We start from the raw sequence: 18,862 nt of genomic DNA, 5'->3' as shown, positions 1-18,862 counted from the left end.
GGTTCTCTCCGTACGCGGACTCTCGGTGCGCTTCCTCATGCCTGGCGGTCGCCGGATCGCGGCCGTCACGGACGCCCGCTTCGACGTGGCGGCCGGTGAGTGTCTCGCCCTGATCGGCGAGAGCGGCTGCGGCAAGTCCGTCCTGGCCTCCGCCCTGCTCGGCCTGCTGCCCGCCAATGCCCAGGCCGCGGGTCAGGCGTGTCTGGGCGGCCTCGACCTGCTCGCCGCGGACGAACGCACCCTGGCCCGCACGGTACGGGGCCGCCTGATCGGCCTGATCCCGCAGAGCCCCGCCGCGCATCTCACCCCGGTGCGCACGGTCCGCTCCCAACTGGAGCAAACCGTCCGTGCGTTGACCGGCATACGGGGGCGGGCCGCCGTACGTCAGGCTGCCGAGGCCGCCGCCGAGCGGGCAGCCTTCCCCGCCGGTCACCTCGACCGTCACCCGCACGAACTCTCCGGCGGCCTCGCCCAGCGCGCCGCGACCGCTCTCGCCCTGGTCGGCGAGGCGCCCCTGCTGCTGGCCGACGAACCCACCACCGGCCTCGACCGTGACCTGGTCGACCACACGGTGGACGAACTGCGCCGCCACGTCGACACCGGCCACCGGGCCCTGCTCGTGATCACCCACGACCTGGCCGCCGCCGAGCGCGTCGCCGACCGCGTGGCCGTGATGTACGCGGGCCGGATCGTCGAACTCGCCGACGCGGAAGCCTTCTTCGGCACTCCCGGCCCCCGCCACCCCTACAGCCGCGGCCTCCTCCAGGCCCTCCCCGACCGCGCCTTCACCCCGATCCCCGGCATGCCGCCCGAACTCGGCGACCTCCCCGGGGGCTGCGCCTTCGCCGCCCGCTGCGAGCGGGTCAGCAGTGCCTGCGCCGCCCTCCCCCAGCCGGTCGGCGGCATCGCCTGCCACCACCCGCACGTGGCGGAGGACCTCCGTGCTTGAACTGCACGACATCACCGCCGGATACGGCAGAGGAGCCCCCGTCGTCCGCGGCGCCACCCTGACCGTCGCCCCCGGCGAGTCCGTCGGCCTGCTGGGCCCCAGCGGCTGCGGCAAGTCCACCCTCGCCCGGGTCGCGGCCCTGCTGCACCGCCCCGACACCGGCACCGTGACGCTCGACGGCGAACCCGTACACCGCTGGCGGCACCGCGCTCCGCGCGCCCAGCGCACCGCCATCGGCGTCGTCTTCCAGCAGCCCCGCCTTTCCGCCGACCCCCGGCCGCGCCTGGCCGACCTGATCGCCGAGCCCCTGCGCGCCACCGGCCGCCGTGCGGAAATCCCGCAGCGCCTAACCGAGTTGGCCGTGTCCGTCGGACTCACCCCCGACCTGTTGGAGCGCCGGCCCCACGAGGTCAGCGACGGCCAGCTCCAACGCGCCTGCCTGGCCCGCGCTCTCGTCCTGCGCCCCCGCTGGCTGATCTGCGACGAGATGACCGCGATGCTGGACGCCTCCACCACCGCCGCCCTGGTGGCAGCCGTCGAGGACTACCGCGCCGCGACCGGCGCCGGACTGCTCGCCGTCGGCCACGACCACGTACTCCTGGACCGCTGGTGCGAACGCACCGTCCACTGGCAGGAACTGACCGCCGCAAAAGCCGGGGAGCGGTAGGGATGGAGTCCACGACGATCAAGCGCGCTGTCGCGCAGGACGCGGACCGTCTCACCGGACTGGTCCAGAACTGCGGTGCCTACCAGGGGTCGTACGCCTCGATCATTTCCGGCTACCGGGTCACCGCCGACTACATCGCCCGCCACCAGGTCTTCGTGGCCGCGGACGGGACCGGGCGGCTCCAGGGCTTCTACTCCCTGCTGCTCAAGCCACCGGAGTTGGACCTGGCGTTCGTGGCGGACGACGTCCAGGGCAAGGGCGTCGGCCGACTCCTCATCGAGCACATGATCTCCCGGGCCAGGGCGGCCGGGCTGACCGAGGTACGGGTGGTCTCCCATCCCCCGGCGGAAGAGTTCTACCGACGCCTGGGCGCCGAGCGGGTGGGGACGGTCGCCCCCTCGCCACCGAAGGTCGACTGGGAGCGGCCCGAACTGCGGTTCATCACCGCCTGACGGCGCACGAGACCCCCGAGCAGCAGGACGGCTCCCGCGGGCATCGGGCCCGCGGGAGCCGTCCGTTGTACCGCCTGCCACGTGAAGGGTGAGAAGACGATCACGAGCAGGACGTCTACGGGGCCGCTGCTACGGCGTCAGGGGCGGAGCAGCAGGCTGTCGCCGCGCTCCTTGGCGGCGGCGTAGCGCTTGGCCACGTCCTGCCAGTTGACGACGGCCCACATGGCGTCGATGAAGTCGACCTTCTGGTTCTTGTACTGGAGGTAGAAGGCGTGCTCCCAGGCGTCGAAGACCAGGACCGGGGTCGAGCCCTGGCCGACGTTGCCCTGGTGGTCGTAGACCTGCTCGACGACCAGCCGTCCGCTCAGCGGTTCGTAGGCGAGCACACCCCAGCCCGAACCCTGGGTGGTGGCGGCGGCCTTGGTCAGCTGGGCCTTGAAGCCGGCGAAGGAGCCGAAGGACTCGGTGATCGCGTTGGCGAGGTCGCCCACGCCGTCGGCGGCCAGGGGCTCGCCGCCGCCGTCCTTCGGGCCGGTCATGTTCTGCCAGTAGATGCTGTGCAGGATGTGCCCGGACAGGTGGAAGGCCAGGTTCTTCTCCAGGCCGTTGATCGAGCCCCAGGTCTCCTTGTCCCGCGCCTCCGCCAGCTGCTCCAGCGTGTCGTTGGCGCCTTTGACGTAGGCGGCGTGGTGCTTGTCGTGGTGCAGCTCGATGATCTCGGGGCTGATGACCGGAGCGAGCGCCGAGTAGTCGTACGGAAGTTCCGGGAGCGTGTACACCGGCATGTCCAACGTCCTCCGACATAATTGCGAATGATGTGCAGCTGCACGCTAGCAGCAAGAAGTGTCGCCGACGATCAGGCATTGGACCTAGGACTTGGGGCCGTGGCGGGGCAGTTGCAACCGAGTCTTTGCCGTGGGGCATCGGCCGCGGGGAAGGGGCTCAAGCGTGAGCGTGGTCCAGCAGCCGTCGTGTGACGCGGCGGCAGCAGTGCGGGCGGAGGCCCGGGCGCGGCTGAAGGGGCACGGGCTGCTGTGCTGTACTCAGGGCCGGCTCGGTTTACTGGTCCTGCTGTCGGCGTCGGAGCGGCATCTCTCGCCGGCCGAGGTCTGCGAGGAACTGGCCCTCTCCGGGCATGCCGTGGACCCGACCACCGTCTATCGCGCGCTGGACGCGCTGACGGCGGCGGGTCTCGTGCACGCGGTCCACGGTCCCAGGCCGGCGCGCTACGGCATCTCGGGGGAGCCACACCACCACACCGTGTGCCGGGAGTGCGGCAGCGTCGCGGGCCTGTCGAGCCGTCACCTGACCGAGGCGGTGGACCGGCTCGCGGAGCTGACGGGCCTGCGGCCCGACGCCGAGGGGGCGCTTCTCATCTACGGACGGTGCACTCGCTGCACCGTCTGAGCGGCGCGATGAGCGAGCCCCCGGCGGGTCGGTGCCGGGCATCGTCCTAGTCGGCGGCCTGTTCCGCCGGGGTCGGCTGCGCCAGTCCGGCCGTCCACTTCTCCTCGATACGGCCGACCTTCCACACCAGCAGGGCGACCGCCCAGGTGGCGAAGAACAGGCCGACGATGACGTAACCGATGATGTTGAGGTCGAGGCCGGACACCCAGTCCCAGAACGGGCCGTGCAGGTCCGCCTTTTCCGCGACCAGGCCCAGCAGCTCGACCGTGCCGATGATGAGCGCGACGGCGACGGACAGGCCGGTGATGGTGAGGTTGTAGTAGACCTTGCGGACCGGCTTGGAGAACGCCCAGCCGTAGGCGAAGTTCATGAACGAGCCGTCGATCGTGTCCAGCAGCGACATCCCGGCGGCGAACAGGACCGGCAGACACAGGATCGCGTACCAGGGCAGGCCGGACGCGGCGCCCGAGCCGGCCAGCACGAGCAGCGCGATCTCGGTGGCGGTGTCGAAGCCGAGACCGAAGAGCACGCCGAGCGGGTACATCTGCCACGGCTTGGTGATCGACTTCATGACGCGGCCGAGGAGTCGGTTCATGAAGCCGCGGTTGTTGAGCTGTTCCTCCAGGGCGGCCTCGTCGAAGTGGCCGGTGCGCATCTGGCGGAAGACCTTCCAGATCCCCGCCATGATCACGATGTTGATGATCGCGATGACGTAGAGGAAGGTCCCGGAGACGGTCGTGCCGATCCACCCGGTGACGCCGTGGAGGGTGGAGTCGTCGTTCTCGACCGGTCCTGCCAGCGCCTTGACGCCGAGGGAGAGCAGGAAGGCGAGGGCGAAGACGATCGTGGAGTGACCGAGGGAGAACCAGAAGCCGACCGACAGCGGGCGTTGCCCGTCGTTCATCAGTTTGCGGGTGGTGTTGTCGATGGCGGCGATGTGGTCGGCGTCGAAGGCGTGCCGCATGCCCAGGGTGTAGGCGGTGACGCCGATGCCGATGCCGAAGGTCTTGGTGCCCAGGCTGTAATGCTCGGGGGCGACGACCGCGACGAGGGTGAACCAGCCGATGACGTGCAGGGCCAGGATGAACGCGGCCATCCCGCCGAGGCTCGCCCACTCCTGGCGGGTCATCGAGGTGCGCAGGCGCTGCCTGACGGGTTCGGGAGCGGTGGTCATGGGGACATGGGCCTTACTTCTGGGCGGTCGGCCGTTTTCAGCCGCGCCGTCCAGGCTTCTGCAACTTATTTGCAACTACAAGATAAGTGCGGCAAAGGCCGGGCCAGTTTTCAGCCATCGACTCGGAAAGAGACCAGGCCACGACACTCACCGACCCGGCGAAGCGGATGAGCGACGCCTGGCGGGGCAGCACCCTGCACCGGTCAGGCCGTCGACGCCTTCGCCGGCGCCGACCGCATCCGGGAGTCGTGCTGACACCGCTCCGCCCTGCGGACCGCGGCCGGTGCCGCCAGGCCCGTCAGGGCGAACATGGCGCCCACGACGTACCAGCCCGGGCGGCCCCAGGTGATGCAGAGCGCGATGAGCAGGCCCGGGCCGAGGGCCTCGGCCAGGCCCGCGCCGAGCCCGAACACGCCGAGGTACTGGCCGGTGGCATGCCGCGGGGCGAGGGCGAAGGACACCTCGAAGCCGGCGGCGGAGTGCCACAGCTCCCCCACCGTGTGGATCACCACCGCGGCGATGAGCAGGGCCGCCGCGGCCCACGCCGGTATCCCCGCGGACAGCGAGATCAGCGAGCAGGCGACGAGGAAGGCCGCGCCCGCCCGCCGGTAGGCGTGCGCGCCCGCCGTGGGGGAATCGACGTTGCGGCTGGCCCGTACCTGGAAGGCGACGACGATGACCGTGCCGGTGAGCATGGTGGCCGAGATGAGCCAGTGCGGGGCGGAGGTGGCGCCGACGATCCAGAGCGGGATGGCCACGGTGAGCACCTTGAACTGGATCGCCATGACCCCGTCGAGGGCGGTCAGCAGCAGATAGGGGTGATCCCGCAGCGCACTCCAACGAGGGCCGCCGACAGGGGGAACAGGGGCGACCGGCGGCAGGAGGAGCAGCAGCACCGCGGAGACCACGAAGGCGATCGCGTTGCCCACGGCCATGAGCTGGTAGGCGGTGAGCGTGCCCACCTGGACGGCCCAGCCCGCCAGCACGGCGCCGAAGGAGACGCCGACGTTGGTCACCGCCCGCAGATAGGCCCGGAACTCCTGCGGCCGGTCTCCGCCGTAGTGCCGGATGAGCGGCGAGCGGGCGGCGATCCCGGCCGCCTTCGCCCCCGCGGCCACGCAGACCACGACCACGAACGGCCAGAAGCTGTCCGCCAGGACGAAGCCGGCCGTGGCCAGCGCCTGGACGAGCAGGGTGAGGGCGTAGATGCCGCGCGCTCCGTAGCGGTCCGCGAGGTGGCCGATCGCGACGCCCAGGGCTAGCGCGGCGATCCCGCCGATGCCGAGCCCGAGCCCGACCTGGCCCGCCGGGAGGTGGACTCCTTCGGTGAAGTACAGGACCCCGGCGGTCAGATAGAGGCCGCTGCCGACGGTGTAGACGAAGTTCGAGGCCGCGAGGACGCGTTGCGGTCCGGCGTCCGGCAGCAGACGGGTCATGGCAGGGCTCCACGTCACATGCGGGCCGGACGGGCCCGACCGGTCGAGGTGGATGCGGGGCACTGCCCATGGGACGGACGCTGTCAGGCGAAACAGCGCCCCGCATCCGGTACGGGACGGCGGCACGGACCGGTGCCCGTGCCGTCGGCTCCTCCGGCGCAGTCGACCAGGGCTTCGTGCGGCCCGGGTACACATCCGAGGAGGCTTATTGCACACTACTCGCAACAACAAATAGAAGGCCACAAGGAGAAGATGTGGGCTCCCCCGCGGTCATCGGCACCGACAGCCGCTTCGACATCCGCGTCTTCCGCGGCAAGGACCTGCTGAAGCACGCCGACGCCCTGTACTCCGTATACGTCGAAGCCTTCTGCGCCCCGCCCTGGAACGAGGACGAGGAGCGGGCGGTCGAGTTCGTGGGGCGGCTGGTGGACGGCGTCCGGCGCCCCGGGTTCACCTCGGCGCTCGCCTTCGCCGGGGCCGAGGTCGCCGGCTTCGCCACCGCTTGGACGACCGTGGCCCCCTTCCCCACCGACCGCTGCTATCCGCAGGCCGCCGCCGGACTGGGGGCGCGGCGCACGGTGGAGTGGCTGTGCGGCGCCCGCGAGATCGACGAACTCGCTGTCCGACCGTCTGTTCGTGGCACGGGTCTGGCCGCCGGCCTGCTGGATGCGGTCACCTACGACGCCCCCGAGGGACGCTCCTGGCTGCTCACCTCAGTCCGCTCCCCGCGTGCCGTCGCCTTCTACCGACGGCAGGGCTGGGCCCAGGCCACCCACCCCTCCCCCGAGGGCACGGGCATCGTCGTCTTCCTCGGCCCCCGCCACCCGGCACGCACCCAGGCTCCCCTTCCTCTCTGAAGCTCCAGATCTGCGGGCATCTGCCACCAGCCCTACGGCCGGCCGGACTTGGCCGACCCGACGACTCGCTGAACCGCCCCCGCACACCTCGAAGCCCGAGTGACCGCGCTCACACCCCTCGCGGGGAACTCACCGCGTCGCCGCCCCGACTCCTCTTGCGCACATCGAGCGGGAGAGCAGTCGCTGTTTCGGTGACCGGAGTCGGCCGCCGTACGGCGGCCTGGAGCAGGGGTGGTTCTGTGGTCGCCGCGAGCGGGCTGCGCTGGATTCTGAGCCTGATGTTTGCCGTGCCGATCCTGTACGGGGTGTGGCGGCTGGTCTCGCCCGGTACGGGGATCGCCGGACGGGTCGATCACGCGCTGCACGCGGCGATGGGGGTGCTGATGATCGCCATGGCCTGGCCGTGGGGCATGGAGCTGCCGGCTCTTCCGCAGGTCGTGCTGTTCTCGGCGGGCGGGCTGTGGTTCCTGGTGGCGGCCCCGTTCCGGGCCGGTGACCGCTCCCGGGGCGGCGCGGTGCTCCACGCGCTGCCGCACCTCGTGATGATGGGAGCGATGGCCTGGATGGTGGCGGCGATGGACGCCGACGGCGCGATGTCCGGCCACACGGAGGCGGGTGGGATGCGGGACATGCCGGGGATGGACATGTCCGGCGGTTCCGGAGTCTCCGCCATGAGCCTGACGGGGGCGGGGCCGAGGGCGACGGCGGTGCTGCTCGCGCTTGTCCTGGGGGGCCTCGGCCTGGCCTGGCTCACTCGCGCTCTCGACCGGGCGAAGGGCAGGCACGGGAGCGGGCGGCAGGAACAGCCGGACGACGGCACCGTGTTGGTGGCGGTGGGTCCGGGCGGGGTCCTGTCGCCCGCGTGTCATGCCGCGATGGCGCTGGGGATGGCGGTCATGTTCGTCCTGCTCGTGTGAGTCGCGAGCGGGGCAGGCCGGTCAGACCGCGGCCGTCGCGGCCACCTCGTACCCCGCCTCCACGATCGCCGCGCGCAGCAGCGTGTCGTCGAGGTCCGTGCCGTCGACGGTGACCGAGCCCGCGGCCACATTGACGTCCACCTCGCTCACACCGGGTACCTCGGAGATCTCTTCCCTGATGCTCGCGGCGCAGTGCTCGCAGCTCATGCCGGTGACGAGGTAGTGCTTCCGTGCCATGGCGCAACTCCTGGGGGTCGTTGAGGCATCGGTATGCCTCTAAATACAGATGGGTCGGGGGATGTGCTCAGCCGGTGGGGATGCTGCGGCTCCGGGCGGCGCCGACCGCGAGGTCGACGACCAGGAACGCGGCGAGCGGTATGCCGAATAGCGGGATCACCCAGCCGACGGCGGCGACCGCGAGGATGCCCACGGCGACGGCCCAGGACGGCAGTTGGCGCCAGCCTCCGCGGGCGGGCGGGGTGCCGAGGAGGGCCCGTCGGTCGGCGCGGGTGGGGCGGCGCTGCCACCACATGCGGTAGCCCCACACGATCACGCAGATCAGGCCAATGGCCAGGGCGGCGAGCACGAGCTGGTTGACGATGCCGAACAGCAGGCCCATGTGGGCCTGGACGCCCCATGTGGTCAGCTTGGACAGGAAGGGCCAGTCGGCGAAGTCGATCCGGTCGACCACCTGGTCGGTCGTCGGGTCGACCGCGACGCTGTCGCGCCCCACGGGCCAGAGGTTGCGGGTCTGGGTCACGGTCCACGCCGTCGTGCCGTCCTCCGGCACGCTCACCGAGACGGGACCGCTGAGACCGTCGTCGCGGGCCGCTTTCAGGACTTCGTCGATGGCGGCCGGGTCGGCGCTCTTCGGGTCCGCGGCGTTGGCATCGGTCAGGGAGGTGGAGACGTACGGCGTGCTGGACTTCAGCGAGTCCAGGGCCTTGCTGAAGTTCGCGCCGGCGTACGTGGACCAGGTCAGACCGGTCGCGGAGAGGGAGAGCAGACCGAGCGCGATCCACACTCCCGTCACGGCGTGCAGGCTGCGCGTGCGCCGTACGCCCTTTTTCGCGGACCGGTCGGGCAGCAGCAGGTGCCGGGCGATCCGGTTGCCGCGCCGTCGGCGCCACCACAGGACCAGTCCGCCCAGGACGAGCACCCACAGCCAGCTGGCGGCGATCTCCGAGTACAGGTTGCCGACCGTGCCCAGATGGAGATCGCGGTGCAGGACGTCCAGCCAGGTCGTGAGCGGGGTCGAGGTCCACCACGTGGTCAACTGCCCGGTGACGTCACCGGTGTACGGGTCGACGTACACGGTGTGTGTCTTCTCGCCGAGTTCGGGGAGCGAGAAGTCCACCTGTGTGGTGTCGTCGCCGCTTCCCGGGCGTACGGCGGTCAGGGTGCCCTTCGGGTGCTCGGCGCGTGCGGCTGCCACCTGTTCGGACAGGGGCAGGACGCTGTCGCCCATGCGGGAGACGTGGAGTTCCTTGTCGTAGACGAGCGAGTCCAGCTGCGGTGTGAAGGCGTAGAGCAGACCGGTCACGGCCGCGACGAGCAGGAAGGGCGCGACCATGACGCCGGCGTAGAAGTGCAGCCGGGTCAGCAGCGCGCCGAAGCCCCCGGGCCGGCGGTCCGGAGCGGCGGGCCTGGGCGCTGTGGTCGCGGTGGCTGTGGCGCCGGGTTCGTCTTCGGTGGATCCACATGGTTCGGGCAGGTCGGGGGCATCGGAGTTGACGGACATCTCTCCACCTCGTGCTGTCTCTGCGGTGCACAAGGCACCGAAATCCGCGCACCGATTTCGGCCGCTGTCCTGAAAGCAGTCGGATGGAGAGGTCTTCGAGTTCCCGTCCCCCGCCATGGATTCGAGGGAGAGAACACAGCATTGGTAGGTAGTCGTGGGGCGGTGCGCCCTGGTTCCCCGGAGCAACTCCTGGCACCGATGGGCTTGCTGCCCCTTACGGACAGGAGCGTTGTCGCGGTCACGCGTAGCGTCACCGGGTCGTGCGGTCACTTCCTCGGCGGCACGGACGGTACTAGCGTCGGCAGAGCCCCTCCGCCTCGCCAAGGAGGTCGTCATGATCCAGACCCGTCAACTCCTCGACAGCGTCACCAACGAGAGCGTCCTCAGCAGTGAGGCCGTGGCCATGGCCCTCGACGCACTCTCCGCGTGCGAGACGGCTGTCACCGCCTGCGCGGCGGGCATGCTCGCGCAGAAGGACGCCGACGAACTGCGCGCGTCCATCGGCCGGGACATGGACTGCGCCGATGTCACCGCCGCGACCCGCCGGATCCTCACGCGCCGCAGCGGACACGACCCGGCGCTGCTCACCGCGCAGGTCGAGGCGTGTCTCATCGCCTGCCGGCGCAGCCATGACCTGTGCGCCGAGCACGCCCGGCACCACGAGCACTGCCGTCTGTGCGCCGAGGCGACCGGACGCGCCGCCGACGCCTGCCGGGACGTGCTCGGCGCGATTCGGGCCTGAATGCGGTGCGTTCAGTTCCGCCGGGGCGATGACGGCCCCCTGGCCGGCCTTCGCCCCGACACGGTGCGGTCCACCAGCACGTGGAGCAGGCCGCTCACGACGAGGCCGACCAGGCAGCCGACGAGGGCACCGGCGGCTCCCGCCACCGTTTCGCCGAGCCATGCGTAACCGGCGGCCAGCACCAGCGCCGTGGCCACCGGCAACAGCCACGACAGGTCGCCGAACCAGGTTCCCCTGCTGGGCTGTTCGTCCCAGGGCCACACAGGGCGGGCCCCGGCCTTCGGCAGGTGTGGCATCTGTCAGGCGATTGCTATGCCGTCCAGCTTTCCGGCCTTCGCCTCTTCCACGAGCGAGGCGAACTGGACGGCGCTCATCTGGACGCGCTGGCCGAAGTCGTCGGTGAGCAGGACGCGGCGGTCCTCGGGGGCGCTCGGGTCCACGAACAACTGCGGACAGCCGCAGTCGCACTCTCCGCAGAAGGTCGCCAGCGGTTCCAGCGCGTTGGTGTCGCTCATGGTGGGCTGCCTTTCACTGGGGTTGGCCGAGGCATACCCCCGGGTGCACGGCGCGACGCGCCCGCGTGCGGGCCGCCCGGAGCGCGGTCCGGGGCAGCCGTGCGCCGATTCGCACCCGATGCTTCCGGCAGTCGCCGCCTCGCGGGAACTCGATACCGCTCACTGACGACTACCTGAGAGAGATCATACGAGCTGGGCCGGACGGCAGTACGAGGCCCCGGAACCCGCGACGGGTTCCGGGGCCTGACCGGACGCCGGATCAGCGGTCGGCGGTCTCGACGAGCGAGGGGGTGTCGTCCGGCGCGGTGTCCGTTTCGGCAAGGGGCTGGGCCGCGTACGTGATGCGGATGACGCCGTCGGGGTGGCGTTCCGTGCTCGCGCGGACGCCGAAGACCTCGGCGAGGACCTGCGGGGTCAGCACCTCCAGGACCGGCCCCGCAGCGACCACGGCGCCCTCGTGCAGGACGACCAGCTGGTCGCAGAGCCGGGCGGCCAGGTCGAGGTCGTGCAGGACGGCGAGTGTGGTGACGCCGGTGGCCCGGATGAGGTCCAGGAGTTCGAACCGGGCCCGGATGTCGAGGTGGTTGGTGAGTTCGTCCAGAACCAGCAGCCGGGGGTCCTGCGCCAACGCCCGCGCCAGCAGGACGCGTTGGCGTTCACCGCCGGAGAGCGAGGCATACTCGCGGTCCGCGAACGGCCGTACGCCGCAGCGGTCGATGGCCTCCTCCACGGCCCGGTGGTCCTGGGCGCCGTCCCGTCCGAGCAGACCGTGGTGGGGCGACCGGCCCAGGGCGACGATCTCGGTGACGCTCAGCCCGGTGGTGTTCCCGCCGGCGTCCTGGAGGACGGCCGCGGTACGGCGTGCCGCGGTACGGGGAGACAGCGACCATACGTCGTCCTCGCCGACCCTGACGACGCCCTCCGCCGGGCGCAGTGAGCGGTAGACGACACGCAACAGGGTCGACTTTCCGCTGCCGTTGGGGCCGACGAGGCCGACGATGTCGCCCTTGTGCGCCTCCAGACGCACGTCGTGGAGGATCGGGGTGTGGTCCAGGGTGATGTGGAGCCGGTCCACGGTGAGTTTCATCGATCAGTCCAAGCCCTTGTTGCGGCGCAGCAGCCACAGGAAGAAGGGAGCGCCGAGGAGGGCGGTGATGATGCCCAGCGGCAGTTCGTTGGGGCGGGTGAGGGTGCGGGAGAGCAGGTCGACGAGGACCAGGTAGACGGATCCGAGCAGGGCGGTCAGGGGCAACAGGCGGCGGTGGTCGGCGCCCAGGGTCAGGCGGACGAGGTGCGGGATCATCAGGCCGACGAAGCCGATACCGCCCGCGACGGCGACGACCGTGCCTGTCAGCAGCGCGCTGAGGACCAGCAGCACCGCGCGCAGCCGGTTGACGTCGACGCCGAGCGCGGTGGCCGACTCGTCGCCGGCCAGCAGGGCGTTGAGGCGCCGGCCGAAGAGTGTGAGGAGCACGGTGGTGGCCAGCACCACCGCGGTCACCGTGGGGATCTGGTCCCACTGGGCTCCCGCGACACTGCCCAGCATCCAGAACATGACCGTCCGCAACTCGTTGGGCGTCGCCTGGAGTTGCACGAAGCTGGTCGCCGAGAGGAGGACATAGCCGACGGCCACGCCCGCCAGGACCAGCCGGGTCGGCGCGAGGCGTCCCCGCCGCTGCCCGAGCGCGAAGACCAGTGCGCCCGCCACGATCGCCCCGAGGAAGGCCGCCGCCGACACTCCGAGCCCGGCGAGCGCCGCGCCACCGCCCAGGGTGATGACGAGGACCGCGCCGAGCGTGGCGCCGTAGGAGAAGCCGAGGACGACGGGGTCGGCGAGCGGGTTGGCCACCACCGTCTGGAGGACCGCGCCGGTCACGGCGAGTCCCGCGCCGACCAGGGCGGCCAGGACCACGCGTGGGGTGCGGAAGTTCCAGACGATCTGGTCGAGCGCGGGGTCGGAGGGTGCCTTCCCCGCGCCGGTGACGTGGTGAAAGACGATCGACCACACGTCACCGAGCGGGACGTTCACCGCGCCGATACTGATCGCCACGATCATGGCGGCGAGCAGGGCGAGGGGCAGAAGCGTGAAGGCCAGCGGGACCCGGATACGGGTCAGAACGCGTCCGGGTGCAGCTTCTCGGCGATCTTCTGAACGGCCAGGTCGTTGCTGGGGCCGAGGTACATCGAATCGGACACCGTCACGTACGTGTTGTTCTTGGCCGCCGGCCACTGGGGGAACTCCTTGAGCAGTTTCCTGGCGTAGGCCGCCGGGTTCGGGTCGTTGTAGGCGATGACGACGACGGCGTCGACGTCGGTGGCGGCCACCTTCTCCTTGCTCAGGTCCGCGAAGGTGGTCGTGGCGGCGCTCTCGAAGGCGTTGGAGGCGCCGGCCTTGGCGAGGATGTCGTTGACGATGCCTCGGGAGAAGATCGAGCTGAAGTCGTTGCTGCCCATGGTCATGTTGGAGAAGAGCACCATGACCTTCGGCTTCTTCTTGCCCTTGACCTTGTCGGAGACCGCCGCGATGTTCTTCTCGGAGGCGGCGATCAACTTCTCCGCCTTGTCACTGACGTTGAAGATCCTGCCCATGTCGCGCAGGAGTCGGTAGCTGTCGGCGATCGTCATCTTCGACGGGTCGTCGTCGCAGCCCTGCGGGGAGACGTAGCTGGCCGCTCCCACCTGCTTCAGCTGGTCTCGGGTGGCGAAGCCGTTCTTCTGGTCGAAGCCGTACGTGGTGACGGACAGGACGAGGTCGGGGCGCAGGCCGAGCATGGCCTCGCGCGGGATGTCGTACGCCTCGTTGAGCTTGACGTCACCGGTGGGCAGCTTCTTGATGGCCGCGGCGCGGCCCGGCACCTCGGACGCGCCGTACGACTGCTGGTTGGCGACGATCCTGTCGCCCAGGCCGAGGGCGAGGAGGGTGGAGACCTCGGCGACGGAGGCACCGTTCATCACGACGACCCGGCTGGGCGCCTTCTCGAACGTCTGCTTCACACCGCAGTTGTCGATGGTCACCGGGTAGCCGGACTTCGAGGCGGCCTCCGTGGTGCTGTCGCCCGCCGTGGCGTCGGACGAGGAGCCGCACGCCGCCGTGAGCAGGCAGAGGGCTGCGGCCAGGGCGGTGGCGACCGGCCGGTTGATCGACATGCGGGCTCCTTGCGTACGGACTGCGCTGAAGGGTTCTGGTACAGCAGTCGGGAGGAGACGGCTCCAAGTTCCCGTCGATCGCTGCGTATTCGGCGAAGGCCGGCGCCTGCCGGCAGGCGCCGGCCTTCCCGTCACGCCGCTTCGGCGGCCTGTGTCTCGGCTTGCAGCAGCAGGCGGTCCAGGGCGGCCCGGGCGCGGGCCACCCTGGAGCGGACCGTGCCGACGGGGCAGCCGATGAAACCGGCCGCCTCGTCGTACGGCAGCCCCACCACCTGCGTCAGCAGGAACGCCTCACGGCGCTCGTCCGACAGCGTCTCCAGCAGGTCGAGGAGCGCGACGCCGTCGTCGAAGCCCGGCAGTCCGCATGGCTGGGCACGCTCCATGGCCGACTGCCAGTCATGCGCGTCGGCCAGCCGGGGCCGGACCGCAGCCCGGCGGAAGCTGTCGGCCACCGCGCGACGGGCGATGGACAGCAGCCAGGTGCGGGCCGAGGACCGCCCCTCGAACCTCGGCAGGCTGTCGAGGGCCCGGACGAACGTGTCCTGGGCCAGGTCGTCGGCGGCCTGGGGATCGCCGCTCAGAAAGGCGACGTAGCGCAGTACGTCGCCGTGCAGCGCGCGGACGAAGTGCTCGGCCGCGTCGGGGTCGCCGCCGCGGGCGGCCAGTGCCCAGGCGGTGGCGGAGGCGTCCGCCGTGGCACGCTCCGGCCGGCGGGGAGCGGGCAGGACAGAAGTGGTCACGTGGTGTCCTTCTCGGGTCATCCGGAGCCGGCGTCCCGTCACGGGACACGTCGGCTCTGCGGGACATGGGTGCGGCCGTACGCGGTGGGTACGGCGAATGCCCGGGGCTCGTCGCGCGTCGCATTGGCTCGTACGGCGAGCGTGCTGCCCTCCACACGGGAATCACGGCATGGAGGAAAGCGGTTCTGCCCCGGTCGTTCCGGCTGTCTCAGACGACAGCGGCGCCCACGGGCGGCCCCCGGGAGGTGACCGAGCAGCAGAGAAGGAAGCGGGCCAGAGCGGACCGGAACGCGGTACGGCGCCTGCACACGGAGGGACGGCGGGCCGGCACGGGCAGCGCCAGCAGCATCCGCAGCGGCGCGGTCAGCCGGGCTGCCGCGGCCCGCAGGACGCGGAAGACGGCGCGCTCGCCGTACGCGAGCCACAAGCCGCACAGGACGGCGGCGAGGAGGTGGGCGGCGAGCATCCCGAACGAGGCGGAGCCGCCCATGGTGTGCGTGTGCCCCATGCCGCCGGAGCCGTGCGTCATGTGCGTCATGTGCGTCATGCCGCCCGTGTCCATGGACCCCATGTCCATGGCATCCATGTCCATGCCCGTGTGGGTGGCAGCCGGATCGGATGCCGGTCCGGACATCAGGGTCTGCCCCAGGGAGAACGTCTCGTGGAGCACCGCCTGGGCGGCGACCACGACGGTGACGATCAGCGCGCGCCCGCGCTCACGACCGGCCAGCAGCCAGCCGGCCGTGCCGGTCGCCGCCGCACCGGCGGCCATGGTCCACCAGGGGACGGTAGCGCCGGACATCATCACGTGGCCGAGGGCAGCCAGCAGCACGCAGGCGGTGGCGAACACACCGGCCCGCAGCGTGCGGCACCACCCTCCGACAGCCATGACGCGCCCATCTTCGCACCCGGGTCCCAATCGTCGTCAGAGGGTATGGACGCACCCCGGGCCCGCGACTCACGAACCGGACAGTGACTCATGTCACCTGATCGGCGCGGGAACTCGACGGTCCACCGGGACGACTACTGGAAGGAGATGGTCCCCGGACGCACCACGACCGCGAGCACCTTGACCCGCCCGCTGCGCCGGAACTCCAGGGTGAAGGGGACGAGGTCGCCCGACCGCCACTTCCCCGAACCGGCGGAGACCGTCAGGTCCACCCCGGTCGGCGACATGTCGAGGCTGTCGCCCGCCGCGACGGCGACGGAGCCGACCGCGCTCCGGTAGGCCCCGTTCCCCCCGTTCATCCGGTGTCGGGCGAGCGTGATGCCGCCGGGGACGTCGGGCGAGGTGACCCGTATCAGCTGGTCGGCCGAGCCGCCCTCGTTGGCGATGCGGAAGAACGCCGCCGTCTCCGGGACACCCGCCGACGGCAGCAGGACGCGTCCGTCGGTGACCCGTACCCGTGCCGGAGTACCGGCCTTGCCCGTGCCCGTCCAGGCAGTCAGTCCCGCCAGGGCCACACTGCACGCGGCGACGGGCACGAGGGCGGCCAGGGCGGTGTCCCTCAGCCGTCGCCGGTCGCCGATCCGGGCCGATATCCGCTCCAGGGCTTTCCTCATCGGACGGCACCTGCCTGCCCGGACAGCGTCCCGCGTGTGCGTGTGGGCGAGGGCTGCCAGGCGCGCAGCCGCAGGCTGTTGCCGACCACCAGCACGGAGCTCGCCGACATCGCGGCGGCGGCGACCATGGGGTTGAGCAGCCCGACCATCGCGAGCGGCACGGTGACAACGTTGTAGCCGAAGGCCCACACCAGGTTGGCGCGGATGGTGCCGAGCGTGCGCCGGGCCAGCCGTACGGCATCGGCGAGCGCCTCGATGTCGCCGCGCACCAGGGTCAGGTCGGCGGCCCCGATGGCCACGTCTGTGCCGCCGCCCATGGCAATGCCCAAATCGGCGCCGGCGAGCGCGGCGGCATCGTTCACGCCGTCCCCGACGACCGCGACCCGGTAGCCCTCCTCCTGCAACTGACGCACCAGGGCGGCCTTGTCCTCCGGTGAGCAGCGGGCGTGCACCTCGTCGATACCCAGAGCCTCGGCCACGGCACGTGCGGGCGCCTCGTGGTCGCCGGTGGCGAGCACCGGGCGGATACCGAGCCGCCGCAGCCGGTCCACGGCCCGGTAGCTGCCGGGCCGCACGAGATCACCGACGGCGATCAGGGCCTCGGCCCGGCCGTCCACGCGCACGAGTACGGGCGTGTGCGCGGCGCTCTCCGCCGCGGCCAGCGCCTCGGCCAGCACGCCGGTCAACTCACCATCCAACGCGACCACTTCGACCGTACGACCGTCCACGCGGCCCTTGACACCCCGTCCCGGTGTGGCGACGAAGTCCCGCACGGCGGGCAGCGGTTCCCCGGCCGACGAACGGCGCGCGTGCGCCGTGATCGCCCGACCGAGCGGATGCTCGGAACCCTGCTCCACCGCCCCGGCCAGCCGCAACAGCTCCTCCTGCCCCAGCCCACCGGGCACCGCGGTCACCTGGGCGACCGTCATATGGCCGGAGGTCAGAGTGCCGGTCTTGTCGAGTACGACCGTGTCCACGTGCTGGAGCGCCTCCAGCGTCTGCGGCCCGCTCACCAGCACACCCAGCTGGGCCCCGCGCCCGGTGGCGGCCATCAGGGCGGTCGGGGTGGCCAATCCGAGCGCACAGGGGCAGGCCACGACGAGGACGGCCACACAGGCGGTGAGCGCCGCCTGCGGATCGGCCCCGGCGCCGAGCCAGAACCCGAGGACGGTCACCGCGACGGACAGCACGACCGGCACGAACACCCCGGCCACCGCGTCGGCCAGCCGCTGCGCCCGAGCCTTGCCCGCCTGCGCCTCCGTCACCAGCCGGGTGATCCGCGCCAGCTGGGTGTCGGCGCCAACTGCCGTGGCCCGTACGAGAAGCAGCCCGCCGGCATTCACGGCCCCGCCGACCAGCGCCGATCCGGGGCCCACCTCGACGGGCTCGCTCTCGCCGGTGACCAGGGACAGGTCCACGGCGGAACTGCCCTCCGTCACCCGCCCGTCGGTGGCGACGCGCTCGCCGGGGCGCACGACGAAGACCTGCCCGACACACAACTCCCCGATGGGGACGGAGCGTTCGCCGCGCTCGTCACGGACGGAGACCTCCTTGGCCGCCAGCTCCGCCAGCGAGCGCAGGGCCGCTCCGGTCCCCCGGCGTGCCCGCGCCTCCAGGAACCGCCCGGTCAGCACGAACAGCGGCACGCTCACGGCGGCTTCGAGATAGACGTGCGCCGTGCCGTCCGACGCGGACGGCAGCAGACTGAACGGCATCCGCATCCCCGGCTCACCCGCTCCCCCGAGGAACAGCGCGTACGCCGACCAGGAGAAGGAGGCGACGACGCCCAGCGAGACAAGGGTGTCCATGGTGGCCGTGGAATGCCGCAGCCCTCGTACCGCCCGCTCGTGGAAGGGCCAGGCGCTCCACACCGCCACCGGGGCGGCCAGCGCGAAACACAGCCACTGCCAGTTGCGGAACTGCAGGTCCGGAACCATGGAGAGGACCAGGACCGGGACGGCGAGCAGCGCGGTGACGAGGAGCCGTTCGCGTTCCTGACGGGCGGTGGCCGCGGACCCGTCGTCCTCGGCTGCCCCCTTCTTCTCCTCGCGTACGGGCAAAACGGCCTGATAGCCCGCCTGCTCGACCGCGACGACGAGTTCCTCCGGCAGCACGCTCTCCGGATGACTGACCCGGGCCAGCCCGGTGGCCAGGTTCACGGTCGCGGTGACACCGTCCAGCTTGGCGAGCTTCTTCTCCACCCGCCGGACACAGGCCGCGCAGGTCATACCGCCGACGGCGATGTCCGTAACCACCGGGCTCGTCACCGGCTCATCCGCCGTCACTCGCCGCTCCCGTGCATCCCCGGCATGTCCTCCATGCCACCCTCGCTGCCGCCTTCGCTCCCGCCGCCGGTCGGGGTGCTCCCCGTGCCGCGCATACCGGGCGCCACCGGTCCGGCGGCCGATCCGACGGCGTACGACACCGAGAACACCAGGACGAGAAGCAGCAGGAAGCCGCAGAGCGTCGGCGGAGGCAGGAATCTGCGCGGGGACTCGGCCATGCTCGACCTTCCTGTTCTCATCGTTCTCATCGAACCGTCGTACGAGAGGCAG

22 protein-coding genes are annotated in these 18,862 nt (G+C 71.3%); 7 read left to right on the top strand and 15 right to left on the bottom strand.

Annotated features, from left to right (window positions below; genetic code table 11):
* The first annotated feature begins 37 nt into the window (after nt 1-37).
* The 3 genes from ACFCXS_RS33120 to ACFCXS_RS33110 are packed head-to-tail and all read left to right on the top strand — an operon-like array spanning nt 38 to nt 2,068.
* Nucleotides 38-949: an ABC transporter ATP-binding protein gene (locus tag ACFCXS_RS33120; protein WP_376647059.1), complete on the top strand. Its 912-nt coding sequence runs from the start codon at nt 38-40 to the stop codon at nt 947-949.
* Nucleotides 942-1,616 carry an ABC transporter ATP-binding protein gene (locus tag ACFCXS_RS33115; RefSeq protein ID WP_376647058.1) on the top strand — a complete coding sequence of 225 codons (675 nt, stop codon included), beginning with the start codon at nt 942-944 and terminating at the stop codon, nt 1,614-1,616. The genes ACFCXS_RS33120 and ACFCXS_RS33115 overlap by 8 nt, the downstream gene beginning before the upstream one ends.
* 2 nt (nt 1,617-1,618) lie before the next feature.
* On the top strand, nt 1,619-2,068 hold the full coding sequence (locus ACFCXS_RS33110; RefSeq protein ID WP_376647057.1) for a GNAT family N-acetyltransferase: 450 nt from the start codon (nt 1,619-1,621) through the stop codon (nt 2,066-2,068).
* 137 nt (nt 2,069-2,205) lie between these two features.
* Here the strand turns inward: ACFCXS_RS33110 and ACFCXS_RS33105 are convergent, their stop codons facing one another.
* Nucleotides 2,206-2,853 carry a superoxide dismutase gene (locus ACFCXS_RS33105; protein ID WP_376647056.1) on the bottom strand — a complete coding sequence of 216 codons (648 nt, stop codon included), beginning with the start codon at nt 2,851-2,853 and terminating at the stop codon, nt 2,206-2,208.
* A 163-nt stretch (nt 2,854-3,016) separates the two neighbouring features.
* On the opposite strand from ACFCXS_RS33105, the gene ACFCXS_RS33100 reads away from it, so the two are divergent.
* Nucleotides 3,017-3,475: a Fur family transcriptional regulator gene (locus ACFCXS_RS33100; protein WP_376647055.1), complete on the top strand. Its 459-nt coding sequence runs from the start codon at nt 3,017-3,019 to the stop codon at nt 3,473-3,475.
* Nucleotides 3,476-3,521: 46 nt separating this feature from the next.
* Here the strand turns inward: ACFCXS_RS33100 and ACFCXS_RS33095 are convergent, their stop codons facing one another.
* Nucleotides 3,522-4,649 carry a HoxN/HupN/NixA family nickel/cobalt transporter gene (locus ACFCXS_RS33095; protein ID WP_376647054.1) on the bottom strand — a complete coding sequence of 376 codons (1,128 nt, stop codon included), beginning with the start codon at nt 4,647-4,649 and terminating at the stop codon, nt 3,522-3,524.
* 203 nt (nt 4,650-4,852) lie between these two features.
* A complete protein-coding gene (locus ACFCXS_RS33090; RefSeq protein WP_376647053.1) occupies nt 4,853-6,085 on the bottom strand; it encodes an MFS transporter in 1,233 nt (410 codons plus the stop codon).
* 254 nt (nt 6,086-6,339) lie between these two features.
* On the opposite strand from ACFCXS_RS33090, the gene ACFCXS_RS33085 reads away from it, so the two are divergent.
* Nucleotides 6,340-6,942, top strand: a complete 603-nt coding sequence (locus tag ACFCXS_RS33085) for a GNAT family N-acetyltransferase (protein WP_376647052.1) — start codon at nt 6,340-6,342, stop codon at nt 6,940-6,942.
* Between the two features lie 191 nt (nt 6,943-7,133).
* Entirely contained in the window at nt 7,134-7,859 is a 726-nt protein-coding gene (locus ACFCXS_RS33080) for a DUF5134 domain-containing protein (RefSeq protein WP_376647051.1), read from the top strand.
* 21 nt (nt 7,860-7,880) lie between these two features.
* Here ACFCXS_RS33080 and ACFCXS_RS33075 read toward each other — a convergent pair whose 3' ends face one another.
* Together ACFCXS_RS33075 and ACFCXS_RS33070 are read right to left on the bottom strand one after the other, a co-directional pair.
* Complete coding sequence (locus ACFCXS_RS33075; protein WP_376647050.1) at nt 7,881-8,096, bottom strand: heavy-metal-associated domain-containing protein; 216 nt, start codon at nt 8,094-8,096, stop codon at nt 7,881-7,883.
* Between the two features lie 67 nt (nt 8,097-8,163).
* Nucleotides 8,164-9,600, bottom strand: a complete 1,437-nt coding sequence (locus ACFCXS_RS33070; protein WP_376647049.1) for a PepSY-associated TM helix domain-containing protein — start codon at nt 9,598-9,600, stop codon at nt 8,164-8,166.
* A 334-nt stretch (nt 9,601-9,934) separates the two neighbouring features.
* Here ACFCXS_RS33070 and ACFCXS_RS33065 point away from each other — a divergent pair, with 334 nt between their 5' ends.
* Complete coding sequence (locus tag ACFCXS_RS33065) at nt 9,935-10,342, top strand: hypothetical protein (protein ID WP_376647048.1); 408 nt, start codon at nt 9,935-9,937, stop codon at nt 10,340-10,342.
* Between the two features lie 11 nt (nt 10,343-10,353).
* Here the strand turns inward: ACFCXS_RS33065 and ACFCXS_RS33060 are convergent, their stop codons facing one another.
* The 10 genes from ACFCXS_RS33060 to ACFCXS_RS33015 all read right to left on the bottom strand — a co-directional run bounded on the left by ACFCXS_RS33060 (nt 10,354) and on the right by ACFCXS_RS33015 (nt 18,810).
* On the bottom strand, nt 10,354-10,638 hold the full coding sequence (locus ACFCXS_RS33060) for a hypothetical protein (RefSeq protein ID WP_376647047.1): 285 nt from the start codon (nt 10,636-10,638) through the stop codon (nt 10,354-10,356).
* 3 nt (nt 10,639-10,641) lie between these two features.
* Nucleotides 10,642-10,857 (bottom strand): hypothetical protein, encoded by a 216-nt coding sequence (locus tag ACFCXS_RS33055; RefSeq protein WP_376647046.1) that lies wholly within the window; start codon nt 10,855-10,857, stop codon nt 10,642-10,644.
* A 259-nt stretch (nt 10,858-11,116) separates the two neighbouring features.
* Nucleotides 11,117-11,944, bottom strand: coding sequence for an ABC transporter ATP-binding protein (locus tag ACFCXS_RS33050; RefSeq protein WP_376647045.1), 828 nt, complete (start codon nt 11,942-11,944; stop codon nt 11,117-11,119).
* A gap of 3 nt (nt 11,945-11,947) precedes the next feature.
* On the bottom strand, nt 11,948-12,913 hold the full coding sequence (locus tag ACFCXS_RS33045) for a FecCD family ABC transporter permease (RefSeq protein WP_376647044.1): 966 nt from the start codon (nt 12,911-12,913) through the stop codon (nt 11,948-11,950).
* A 56-nt stretch (nt 12,914-12,969) separates the two neighbouring features.
* The gene (locus ACFCXS_RS33040; protein WP_376647043.1) at nt 12,970-14,004 is read right to left on the bottom strand and encodes an ABC transporter substrate-binding protein; all 1,035 of its coding nucleotides are present in this window, start codon (nt 14,002-14,004) and stop codon (nt 12,970-12,972) included.
* Nucleotides 14,005-14,135: 131 nt separating this feature from the next.
* On the bottom strand, nt 14,136-14,744 hold the full coding sequence (locus ACFCXS_RS33035) for a sigma-70 family RNA polymerase sigma factor (protein ID WP_376647042.1): 609 nt from the start codon (nt 14,742-14,744) through the stop codon (nt 14,136-14,138).
* A 208-nt stretch (nt 14,745-14,952) separates the two neighbouring features.
* Nucleotides 14,953-15,633 (bottom strand): hypothetical protein, encoded by a 681-nt coding sequence (locus ACFCXS_RS33030; RefSeq protein ID WP_376647041.1) that lies wholly within the window; start codon nt 15,631-15,633, stop codon nt 14,953-14,955.
* Between the two features lie 134 nt (nt 15,634-15,767).
* Nucleotides 15,768-16,307, bottom strand: coding sequence for a copper chaperone PCu(A)C (locus ACFCXS_RS33025; protein WP_376647040.1), 540 nt, complete (start codon nt 16,305-16,307; stop codon nt 15,768-15,770).
* Entirely contained in the window at nt 16,304-18,592 is a 2,289-nt protein-coding gene (locus ACFCXS_RS33020; RefSeq protein ID WP_376647039.1) for a heavy metal translocating P-type ATPase, read from the bottom strand. Before ACFCXS_RS33020 ends, ACFCXS_RS33025 begins: the two co-directional genes overlap by 4 nt.
* Nucleotides 18,589-18,810: a hypothetical protein gene (locus ACFCXS_RS33015; RefSeq protein ID WP_376647038.1), complete on the bottom strand. Its 222-nt coding sequence runs from the start codon at nt 18,808-18,810 to the stop codon at nt 18,589-18,591. The genes ACFCXS_RS33020 and ACFCXS_RS33015 overlap by 4 nt, the downstream gene beginning before the upstream one ends.
* Between the last annotated feature and the right edge of the window lie 52 nt (nt 18,811-18,862).

The organism is Streptomyces sp. NPDC056373 (genome assembly GCF_042262425.1).
Taxonomy (GTDB): Bacteria; Actinomycetota; Actinomycetes; order Streptomycetales; family Streptomycetaceae; genus Streptomyces.
This window is presented reverse-complemented; position numbering and strand designations above follow the sequence as displayed.

Coding starts and splice junctions, on each gene's coding strand:
- ACFCXS_RS33105 (WP_376647056.1), bottom strand. CDS start 2,853: ATGCCGGTGTACACGCTCCCGGAACTTCCGTACGACTACTCGGCGCTC.
- ACFCXS_RS33065 (WP_376647048.1), top strand. CDS start 9,935: ATGATCCAGACCCGTCAACTCCTCGACAGCGTCACCAACGAGAGCGTC.
- ACFCXS_RS33120 (WP_376647059.1), top strand. CDS start 38: ATGCCTGGCGGTCGCCGGATCGCGGCCGTCACGGACGCCCGCTTCGAC.
- ACFCXS_RS33095 (WP_376647054.1), bottom strand. CDS start 4,649: ATGACCACCGCTCCCGAACCCGTCAGGCAGCGCCTGCGCACCTCGATG.
- ACFCXS_RS33025 (WP_376647040.1), bottom strand. CDS start 16,307: ATGAGGAAAGCCCTGGAGCGGATATCGGCCCGGATCGGCGACCGGCGA.
- ACFCXS_RS33015 (WP_376647038.1), bottom strand. CDS start 18,810: ATGGCCGAGTCCCCGCGCAGATTCCTGCCTCCGCCGACGCTCTGCGGC.
- ACFCXS_RS33060 (WP_376647047.1), bottom strand. CDS start 10,638: ATGCCACACCTGCCGAAGGCCGGGGCCCGCCCTGTGTGGCCCTGGGAC.
- ACFCXS_RS33055 (WP_376647046.1), bottom strand. CDS start 10,857: ATGAGCGACACCAACGCGCTGGAACCGCTGGCGACCTTCTGCGGAGAG.
- ACFCXS_RS33075 (WP_376647050.1), bottom strand. CDS start 8,096: ATGGCACGGAAGCACTACCTCGTCACCGGCATGAGCTGCGAGCACTGC.
- ACFCXS_RS33070 (WP_376647049.1), bottom strand. CDS start 9,600: ATGTCCGTCAACTCCGATGCCCCCGACCTGCCCGAACCATGTGGATCC.
- ACFCXS_RS33050 (WP_376647045.1), bottom strand. CDS start 11,944: ATGAAACTCACCGTGGACCGGCTCCACATCACCCTGGACCACACCCCG.
- ACFCXS_RS33090 (WP_376647053.1), bottom strand. CDS start 6,085: ATGACCCGTCTGCTGCCGGACGCCGGACCGCAACGCGTCCTCGCGGCC.
- ACFCXS_RS33045 (WP_376647044.1), bottom strand. CDS start 12,913: ATGATCGTGGCGATCAGTATCGGCGCGGTGAACGTCCCGCTCGGTGAC.
- ACFCXS_RS33110 (WP_376647057.1), top strand. CDS start 1,619: ATGGAGTCCACGACGATCAAGCGCGCTGTCGCGCAGGACGCGGACCGT.
- ACFCXS_RS33040 (WP_376647043.1), bottom strand. CDS start 14,004: ATGTCGATCAACCGGCCGGTCGCCACCGCCCTGGCCGCAGCCCTCTGC.
- ACFCXS_RS33030 (WP_376647041.1), bottom strand. CDS start 15,633: ATGGCTGTCGGAGGGTGGTGCCGCACGCTGCGGGCCGGTGTGTTCGCC.